The sequence below is a fragment of the Streptomyces sp. NPDC057543 genome (assembly GCF_042801895.1).
In the GTDB taxonomy this organism is placed as follows: Bacteria; Actinomycetota; Actinomycetes; order Streptomycetales; family Streptomycetaceae; genus Streptomyces.
In genome coordinates this window covers 1-8541 of sequence record NZ_JBHVFF010000333.1, presented here as the reverse complement: position 1 = coordinate 8541, position 8541 = coordinate 1, and the positions used below count along the sequence as shown (strand labels likewise).

Sequence of the window (8541 nt, the reverse complement as noted above, 5' to 3'; positions counted from 1 at the left end):
GAGGCCCTGCCTTCATGCCCGCAGCCGACGGCAACCACCCGATCGAGACTCCCGTTCGAGACACACCCCTCAAGATCGGAACGACAACAGCTACTAAGACGCGGAACAGGCTGAGGCCACGGCTCAACGAGCGGCGACATGGCAGTAGTTGGTGCCCTATACCCTTGCCTCGTTAACTGCCGATTCGAGGAGGACACCTGTGTCGGATGAGTCAGAAGAGACCATGCTCACCCACGTCCCGCCCGACGGGGTCGCCCCGGGAAACGGCTACAGCCATGTGGTTGTGGGCGAAGGACGACTGGTTTTCATCTCCGGGCAGGTCGCACTGGACGAACAGGGAAATGTGGTCGGGGAGAACGACGCCGCCGCCCAGGCCCGTCAGGTCTTCGAGAACCTGCGGCGCTGTTTGGCGGCAGGCGGCGCTACGTTCGCGGAGATCGCGAAATTCACCTTCTACGTAACCGACGTCGCCATACTGCCGGAGGTGCGGGCCGCCCGCGACGCGTGCATCGACACCGCGCGTGCGCCGGCCAGTACCGCAGTACAGGTGGCGGCCCTGTACCGGCCGGAGCTCATGCTGGAGGTGGAAGCCCTGGCCGTGATCCCCTGGTGACTCGGTAACCCTCTGACCGGGCGGTTGAACGGTTGCTGATGATCTCCGAGTGAAGCCACCGAGGACTCCGACATCACCGCACTTCAGGGATTGGGGCGAGCGACATCACGCGATGAATCTCAGTAACAGGTGTTGGAGCGTTGGGCCCGGCGGGCGACGTCTGCGCAGGCGGTGGCGTTACGGGCGCGGATCGTGCTGGCGTGTGCAGGTCCTGACGTTCCGCCGATTGTTGTGGTGGCGCGGCATCTGCGGGTAGCGGCGGATACGGTCCGTAAGTGGCGTCGGCGGTTTCTGGCCGCCCGGCTGGACGGGTTGGTGGACGAGCCCCGGCCGGGCCGGCCGCCCGCCATCAGCGTCGATCAGGTGGAGGCGGTCGTGGTCAGCACGTTGGAGGAGCTGCCGAAGAATGCCACCCACTGGTCGCGCAAGTCGATGGCCGACCGCTTCATCCGCGACCCCAGCGCACGAGCAGCGGTCCTCCGCCGCTGCAAAGACAGCTGCGAGAATCCCCGGTGCGACGGCCACCCCAAAGAGCGCACCACAGCAGGCAAACCGATCTTGCAGGTCGACCACGTGCAAGACCTGGCCAAGGGCGGCCCTGACGTCCCCTGGAACATGATCGCCCTGTGTCCCAACTGCCACGCCCTCAAAACTGAGGGGCCCTGCGCTTCTCGGACAGCGGTGTTGAGGTTCTGCCTATGCCGCTGCCTGCAACTCTTCGTACTCGGCGTGGACTTCTGCGGGAGTCTTCTCGATGATCAAGGGGCTCGGCTGCCGCGCAGCTTCCTCCCGGTCCTTGAGCCACGTCTCCACGGAAGTGGTGTCCGCTGCCACGGTGTCCGAATCCGCGCCGTGGTCGTAGCAGTGATACCGAAGGTCTTCGGTCACGTGGATCGCCAGGCGGCACTCACCCAGGACACTGAGACACCACAGGGCTTCACCGCGGTTGACGACATCGAAGTGCCATCCCGGCCGATGAGCGAGAAGGTTCCCCAGCTCCCGCCAGGCAGGAAGACGGCCGAAGCCGCCACCGAAGGTGTCACACACGTTGTCGTAGTCGCTGTTGTCGAAGTTGACCTTGACCGACAAGTAAGCGGGGATCTCGTCCATGGTGCGGATCGTAGGGGAGCGAAGGGGACTTGGTGCCCCCGTGCTCTCTTCGCGCATGGGGGCACGGCTCACGCCCAGTCCACACCCAGCGCTGCGAGTGCGGCGAGCTGGTCGGCGGTGAGCCTGTCGCGGCGGGTCTTGGTGCTGCTGTACCAGATGCCGAGCTTGGTCTCGATCCCGTCGGGCAAGGTCTCCACCGCCTTCCGGGGTACCGGTCGGCCCACGCCTTCCCGCTCGACCCATTGCGCGAGTGCCGTCAGGCCTCGCTGGAACGCCTGCTGCGCCTTGCTCGGGCCCTTGGCTGCGGCGGCCGCCGCCGGGGCGGCAGAGGGTGTCTCGAGCGGCTGGATGCCTAGCTTCGTCAGTCGTTCCTGCTGTTCGGTCGACAGCTGCGCCCAGGTGCCCGGTTCCTGCTGTCGCCATCGCCAGGTGCCGATGTCGTCGCCGTCGAAGGTGACGCCCGGTGAGATGTGGGGCAGTTGGCCGTCGGCGTCGACCAGGTCGGCGAGGACGCGGTAGTGCCGCTGCCAGTCGAGCGGCCACGGGCAGTCCCAGTCCGGGTCGACCGCGGTCAGCTGCTTCGCACGTACGGCGGCCCGTTCCGGGTCTTTGCCGAGGCCGTTCTTCTGGCCCTTCCGGCGGAGGTTGGCCATGTGCTGCCCGATGGGCATCAGGCCCTCGGCTTCGCTTTCGCCCCACACTGCGTCTTGGCGGGGTGCGAGGTGTCCGGTGGCCCGCCGGTACGAGCGCAGCGCGGCGAGCTTGCTCTCCCACGCCTCCTCGCTGGGCTCCCAGACCATCCCGGCCTCGGGGGCATCGAGCAGGGTTTTGCGCCGCTCCTCCAGCTCTCCGGCCCGCAGCGCCTTGCGCTGCTGGTGCACCCACCGCCCGAGGGGGAAGTCCTTCGTGACGCCGACCTCGGTCTCGGTGTCGTACAGCACGGCGTACAGGCCGGTGATCTCGTTCTCCGCCCGCCACCGGATGAGGGCCTGGTAGCCCTCCAGCCAGACGAGGCTGTCGGGCCGGTAGACGCGGGTGCGCAGGAACGCGGCGATCGTGGCGGCGTCCCGCGGGCTGGAGAAGTGGAGCAGGGCCGACTGGGCAGCGGCGGCGGCGCCGTTCTGCTGGTCCTCGCCGTCACCCCCGCCGTCGGCCCCGACGATCCGCCCGTCCTCGTCGCGCTGGATGTGATCCCTTCCCGCAGCCGAGGGCGTCGAGCTCGGCATGGCGTCTCTGGGCCAGGTCGCGGCGCTGATCAGCCAGGCCCTCAACGAACTGGCCCTGGCCGGCCGCAGGAACGGGCTGCCGTGGGCCCGGATGAGCCAGTGGGCCCACATGCCCGAGGAGGAACTCGCCCAGCAGGTCAGGGACTACCAGCACGCCATGACCCTCTGACAGTGCCCGCCCGCCTTCACGCCCATGGCCCGCCGAGTTCGGCGAGCGCGGTCCGCTGGGCGGGGGTGAGCCTGTCGCGCTTCGCCCTGGTGCTGGACACCCGGATGCCGAGGCGTACGGCGGTGCCGTCGGGGCAGCTGTGTCCTGGTGCCGGACCCGGGAGTGGATCGTTGGCGTTAGGGTCAGTGTGAGTTTGGGCGGGGCTGACTGGGGGCGCGGATGAGGCGGGGAAGCTCTCTGCGTTTGAAGGTTGTTGGATTGGCTTGTGTTCTGGCTGCTGGGAGCGGGTGCACGGGAGGGGAGCGATCGTCTCCTGGGTCGGAGATGTCTGCCGGGGCCCGGTCCTATCTGTCCACCGCGTTGAACACCATGGAAGAGAACGCCCTGCGTCGAGACAACGTCGACTGGGCGGCGGTGCGACGGGCGGCTTTCACGCGGGCCGGCAGTGCCCAGCGTCCGGTCGACACCTATCCGGCGATCGAGACGGCTGTCGGCGCTCTGGGAGATGGGCACAGCCGCTTCTTCGACCCAAAGGACGTCAACGAGCTGGAGGGCGGCGCGGCGGTCCGCCGGCCTGTGGAGGGGCGGGCCCTGCCTGGCCGGGTCGGGTATCTGTCGCTTCCCCGAGTGCAGGGATCCGGCGAGGTCTATCAGCAGTACGTGCGGGAAAGCCGGGCGGCCGTGGCGAAAGCCAATCGGCCGACGGCATGCGGCTGGGTGATCGACCTGCGCCGAAACGGCGGTGGAAACATGTGGCCGATGCTCGCTGTCGCCGGGCCGGTCCTCGGCGACGGCAACGTCGGAGGGTTCGTCGACGCCAAGGGCAAGAAGTCCGTGTGGTCGATCGAGAAGGGGAGCCCTCGCCTTGACGGGGAATCGAAGGGCTGGGGAGCGAGCGCTCCCGTGGGCGCGGGATCAGCGCCGGTTGCTGTGCTCACCAGCCGTTCCACTGCCAGCTCCGGGGAAGCGGTGGCTGTGGCTTTCCGTGGACGCCCTGATACGCGGTCGTTCGGACAGGACACGACGGGCGTCCCCACAGGGAACCAGGCGCATCGACTGTCCGACGGGGCTCTCCTCAACCTGACCGAGGTCAAGGACACTGACCGCACCGGCCGCGCATACGACGCTCCCATTCCGCCTGACGAAGTGGTAGCCGACAACCTGGACCGCGAGGGAAGCTACCAGGATCCGGTTTTGGAGGCGGCAACAGAATGGCTGTCCAAGCAGCCTGCTTGCACGTAGGAGCTCAGGCGGCCTCCAACATCACGTAGCCGTGGGCGACAGCACGGCGTTCGGCGGGGCGGGCCGTGCGACGGGTGAGCCTCCTCGTCATGAGGGTGATGGCGCTCCCCCTCCCTCTCCTGCCGCCCCGGGCAACGCCCCTGATCCGGCGGCTCCGCCCGTACTTCACCGACGGTCGGCAGGGAGAGCTTTAACCATTTCGCCGTTGACCAGGACGACGAGGCAACCGCAGCCACCGGTGCAGTACTCGACCTCGCCCTCGGACGTACGGTGGCGGGATCGCAGCGTCCACCACCGTGCTTTCCCCTCGGTCGGCTCATGGCAGACGGGGCAGCGGTCCTGCGACGGCGTGACGGCGACCGAGGGTACGGGTGTCATGCCACCAACATGCTGTCACTGTCTATAGCACTTCAACCATTACATCGAGCAGCAGGTTCAGCTGTCAGGGGTGTCGGGCCGGGCCTCCAGTGCGGCAGGCCGTCCAGCACGCCGCACCGACCAGGCACCGGCCAGGACGACCAGCGCGATCGCTGCCTGCTGGCGTACGGTCAGCTGCTCGCGAAGCAGAAGGAAACCGACGGCCGCCGCCCCGGCGGGGCTCAGTGCGAGAAGCACCCCGAAGGCGCGGGCATCGCGGTGTCGTCCGGCGGGCCGCGACGGCCATACGGCGCTTCAGCCTGTCGCCCCGGTGCGCCCCGGGACCACACGATGATGTAATTGTCTTATGCAATTCAACCATTACGGCGGTGAGGCCGCCCGGCTCGCCGCTGACCTGGTCAACCTGACCAAGGCACCCCGCCCCGCAGACCTGGAACCGCTCCTGGCCGTGCACGGCGTGGTGAACCGCACGCTCACTACCGCGCAGGCCGAGACCATCTGGACATGGAGCCGACGCCTGGCTGCATGTTTCGGGCGACAGAACCTCGACCAGCGGTGCGATGCGGTCAATGCGCTCCTGGCCGACGCTTCGAGCAGCCCCCGTATCTCTCTGCACGACGGACGGCCCCACCTGCACTACAGCGCCACCGGCGCCGACCCGGCCGCGCACATCCGCGCCATCACCGCGGCCGGACTCGCCTACGTCATCTGCTCCGCCGACGCCGAGCGGCTGGGACGCTGCGCACGACGCGACTGCGCTCTGGCTTTCGTCGACACCTCCCGCAACGGCAGACGCGCCTACTGCTCAGTGCGCTGCGCCAACAACGACGCCGTGGCCCGCCACCGCGAACGACGCCACGGAAGCCCGACACCGACAACCAGACGAACAACACCACGCACATAACACGCCCAAGACCACTCGCGGCGAGTGGCGCTCTCCGCTACACGACACCACCGTCCAAGTGCGGTAACGCCGGTCCACTTGCAGCAGCCAATGAACGGAACGGCAGCGCTATCAGGCACTCCGCCTCAGATCATGAGAGTTCGTGCGGGTAGCTGGCCGGATGCCCGGGTGTCGTTCCGGCCCGAGCGGAGAGCCATGGTCGGGGCGACCACAGATCCGACCATGAGGCTGACCACGGACCCGACCACGCCGGGCCGCACCCCGGTCCCGCAGACAACGTAGGGAAGTTTGAGTGGCCTGAGCCAGGCTCTCCGTGAGCGGCGGGCCGGTGCAGGCTGTCTGGGCGTGGGCGATACGGCGGAAAGAGTGCGCACGTCGGTGACTGGGACGGCCCGGGCGGGAAACCGTGAAGGTCTGCGCACACTCGACGGGACGGAGAACAGGTGATGGCCACCACAGCGGGCACCGCCCGGGCGGCAACCGCGATCCCCAACAGTCTTCAGCTACCGGGGATCATTCTCGGAGTGGGGCTGGGCGGGTTTGTCGACGGCATCCTGCTGCACCAGCTCCTGCAGTGGCACCACATGCTCACCAGCACCAACCACGACCGCATCGGGGTGAAGTACTACAGCCCCCACACGGTCTCTGGCCTCGAGATGAACACCCTGTGGGACGGGATCTTCCACGCCGTGTGCTGGATCGCCGTCCTGCTGGGTCTGGGCATCCTCTACTCCCGGGTCACCCACAACCGGCGGGCGGTGTGGACATCTCGCAAGCTGTGGGGCTGGATTCTGGCCGGCTGGGGCATCTTCAACCTCGTCGAAGGCATCCTGGACCACCAGATCCTCGGCATCCACCACGTCCACGGCGGCCCCCACCAGGCATGGTGGGACGCCGCCTTCCTCATCCTGGGCGCCCTGTTCCTCGTCGGTGGCTACCTCATCCAGCGCAACGCCCGGCCCTTCGACCCCGAGGCCCCCCACGGATTCGAGCCGACTGCGGGCCGCGCCTGATGGACGGCATGCAGCCCATGCACCACGGCAGCGGCGGGGGATACCTGCCGGAGACGGTCCTGACCGTGACCATCCTGTTCAGCGCGGCAGCGAGCTACCTCCTCGCCGCAGGCCAGGCCCGCCGCCGCAACCCCGCCCAGGGCTGGAACCCCTGGCGCTCCGTCTCATTCCTCGCCGGACTGGCCCTCCTCGCCGTCGCGCTGCTGCTACCGATGGGGCCGGCCGGACACTCCGACTTCCGCGCGCACATGGCCCAGCACATGCTCATCGGCATGTACGCGCCGCTGGCCCTCGTCCTGGCCGCGCCGGTCACCCTTCTGCTGCGCACCCTGCCGACCGCCCGGGCCCGGCGGGTCACGGCCCTGCTGCACAGTCCGCCGGCACGGGCCCTGGCCCAGCCCGCGACCGCCCTGGTGCTGAGCACCGGCACCCTGGGGCTGCTGTACTTCACGCCGCTGTACAACACCGCCAGTGCCCACCCCGCCGGACACTGGCTCCTGCACGCGCACTTCCTGGCGTCCGGATGCCTGTTCGCCTACGTCATCGCCGGCCCCGACCCCGCGCCCAGCCGACCTGGCGTCCGGGCCCGGCTGGTCTACCTCGGCTTCGCCATCGCCGTACACGCCCTGATCGCCCAGGCCATGTACGGCGGAATCTTCGTCGACATCCACGCCCCCATCTCCCAGGTCCAGCAAGGCGCCGAGATCATGTACTACGGCGGAGACATCGCCGAACTCCTCCTTGCCGGAGCACTGGTGGCCACTTGGCGGCCCGAACGCCGCACCCGGGCTACGGCGCCGCCCCAGCTCCCTGCCCTGAGCGCCTCAGCCGCACCGCAGTAAAGCCAGCACGCGACTGCTCCTGTCCGTACGGCTGTGGTGGCACCCCTACTGGGAGACCGTCCCCTCGGTGCCGGCCGCGCTCCGAGCTACGTCAGATGGCCCGCGCCCGGGGAGCCGTCCGGGCCACGTGACCTGGCACCTCGGTCGACCAGGAGCAACGGGTTGCGACAAGGGTTGCGCCTGGCTGTTGCGCTGGAGGTTGCGACAAGGGTTGCGCCTACTGTTGCGCGACCCGACGGGCCGTCTCCGCGTTCTCGCAGGCCACCATGCGGTTTCGCCGTGGTCGGAGTGCTGAAATCCCCGTTGCGGCCGCTCTGCCCATGTCCCCTGGCTGGAGTGAAGGAGGAAGGGACGGGCGGGATGGGCGGTACGGCCGCGGCCGGGGATCGGGGCGCGCTCAGCCGGGACAAGGCCTCGGCCCGGCGCTTCTTCCGCCGCCTGCTGAAGACCACCTGCTCGGTGCCGCGGGTGGTGGTCACCGACAAGCTCCGTTCCTACGGGGCGGCCCACCGCGAGGTGATGCCCTCCGTGGAACACCGCTCCCACAAGAACCTCAACAACCGGGCCGAGAACAGTCACCAGCCCACCCGGCAGCGAGAACGCGCTATGAAAGGCTTCCGCTCCGTCGGCGGAGCCCAGCGGTTCCTGGCCGCGTTCAGCGGCATCTCACCCCACTTCCGACCACGCCGCCACTTGATGACCGCCGCCCACTACCGCACCGAGATGACCATCCGCTTCGCCATCTGGGACCAGGTCACCGGCGTCGCCGGCCTGCCTGCCGCGGCCTGAGCACCGAGCCGGAACCCGGCCCCACCACACCCGACACACCGTCAGGCATTCACACCCTCAACAACGTGACAGCGCCGTTCGAAGTCCCGTTTGCCGGTCGCCGCGTCAGCCACGGTGCTGAGGGTCAGGGTGTCGAAATTCTGCTGCGGGTGCGGAATCGAGTCCTCCCCGTTGCTCAGCGTGAAGGGCGGAGGCTATGTACGTGGCTCTCGCGGGCCTTTTGGAGTCCTTGGTCATGGATAGGCGGACGCCCGC

The 8541-nt window shown here is 68.5% G+C and carries 8 protein-coding genes and 3 pseudogenes; 8 read left to right on the top strand and 3 right to left on the bottom strand.

Features of this window, described 5'->3' with window-relative positions; genetic code table 11:
* Positions 1-223: 223 nt before the first annotated feature.
* Entirely contained in the window at positions 224-613 is a 390-nt protein-coding gene (locus ACFU8Q_RS35935) for a RidA family protein (protein WP_384462667.1), read from the top strand.
* A 129-nt stretch (positions 614-742) separates the two neighbouring features.
* Positions 743-1255: pseudogene (locus ACFU8Q_RS35930) on the top strand (helix-turn-helix domain-containing protein); the annotation flags it as partial.
* A 54-nt stretch (positions 1256-1309) separates the two neighbouring features.
* On the opposite strand, the gene ACFU8Q_RS35925 reads toward ACFU8Q_RS35930, so the two are convergent.
* Both ACFU8Q_RS35925 and ACFU8Q_RS35920 read right to left on the bottom strand, forming a co-directional pair.
* On the bottom strand, positions 1310-1723 hold the full coding sequence (locus ACFU8Q_RS35925; RefSeq protein ID WP_384462664.1) for a hypothetical protein: 414 nt from the start codon (positions 1721-1723) through the stop codon (positions 1310-1312).
* Positions 1724-1791: 68 nt separating this feature from the next.
* Positions 1792-2913: pseudogene (locus ACFU8Q_RS35920) on the bottom strand (helicase associated domain-containing protein); the annotation flags it as partial.
* Positions 2914-2947: 34 nt separating this feature from the next.
* Here ACFU8Q_RS35920 and ACFU8Q_RS35915 point away from each other — a divergent pair.
* Positions 2948-3118: a hypothetical protein gene (locus ACFU8Q_RS35915; RefSeq protein WP_384462661.1), complete on the top strand. Its 171-nt coding sequence runs from the start codon at positions 2948-2950 to the stop codon at positions 3116-3118.
* Positions 3119-3487: 369 nt separating this feature from the next.
* Entirely contained in the window at positions 3488-4360 is an 873-nt protein-coding gene (locus ACFU8Q_RS35910; RefSeq protein WP_384462658.1) for a S41 family peptidase, read from the top strand.
* 435 nt (positions 4361-4795) lie between these two features.
* Here the strand turns inward: ACFU8Q_RS35910 and ACFU8Q_RS35905 are convergent, their stop codons facing one another.
* Entirely contained in the window at positions 4796-4975 is a 180-nt protein-coding gene (locus ACFU8Q_RS35905) for a hypothetical protein (protein WP_384462655.1), read from the bottom strand.
* Between the two features lie 109 nt (positions 4976-5084).
* Between ACFU8Q_RS35905 and ACFU8Q_RS35900 the strand changes: the two genes are divergently transcribed.
* The 4 genes and pseudogenes from ACFU8Q_RS35900 to ACFU8Q_RS35885 form a co-directional block, all read left to right on the top strand.
* A complete protein-coding gene (locus ACFU8Q_RS35900) occupies positions 5085-5642 on the top strand; it encodes a CGNR zinc finger domain-containing protein (protein WP_384462652.1) in 558 nt (185 codons plus the stop codon).
* 446 nt (positions 5643-6088) lie between these two features.
* Positions 6089-6655 (top strand): DUF2243 domain-containing protein, encoded by a 567-nt coding sequence (locus ACFU8Q_RS35895; RefSeq protein WP_376284210.1) that lies wholly within the window; start codon positions 6089-6091, stop codon positions 6653-6655.
* Complete coding sequence (locus tag ACFU8Q_RS35890) at positions 6655-7497, top strand: cytochrome c oxidase assembly protein (protein WP_384462648.1); 843 nt, start codon at positions 6655-6657, stop codon at positions 7495-7497. Before ACFU8Q_RS35895 ends, ACFU8Q_RS35890 begins: the two co-directional genes overlap by 1 nt.
* Positions 7498-7899: 402 nt before the next feature.
* Positions 7900-8286 (top strand): annotated as a pseudogene (locus tag ACFU8Q_RS35885) (transposase); the annotation flags it as partial.
* Positions 8287-8541 lie beyond the last annotated feature (255 nt).

Coding starts and splice junctions, on each gene's coding strand:
- ACFU8Q_RS35890 (WP_384462648.1), top strand. CDS start 6,655: ATGGACGGCATGCAGCCCATGCACCACGGCAGCGGCGGGGGATACCTG.
- ACFU8Q_RS35915 (WP_384462661.1), top strand. CDS start 2,948: ATGGCGTCTCTGGGCCAGGTCGCGGCGCTGATCAGCCAGGCCCTCAAC.
- ACFU8Q_RS35925 (WP_384462664.1), bottom strand. CDS start 1,723: ATGGACGAGATCCCCGCTTACTTGTCGGTCAAGGTCAACTTCGACAAC.
- ACFU8Q_RS35895 (WP_376284210.1), top strand. CDS start 6,089: ATGGCCACCACAGCGGGCACCGCCCGGGCGGCAACCGCGATCCCCAAC.
- ACFU8Q_RS35910 (WP_384462658.1), top strand. CDS start 3,488: ATGGAAGAGAACGCCCTGCGTCGAGACAACGTCGACTGGGCGGCGGTG.
- ACFU8Q_RS35935 (WP_384462667.1), top strand. CDS start 224: ATGCTCACCCACGTCCCGCCCGACGGGGTCGCCCCGGGAAACGGCTAC.
- ACFU8Q_RS35900 (WP_384462652.1), top strand. CDS start 5,085: ATGCAATTCAACCATTACGGCGGTGAGGCCGCCCGGCTCGCCGCTGAC.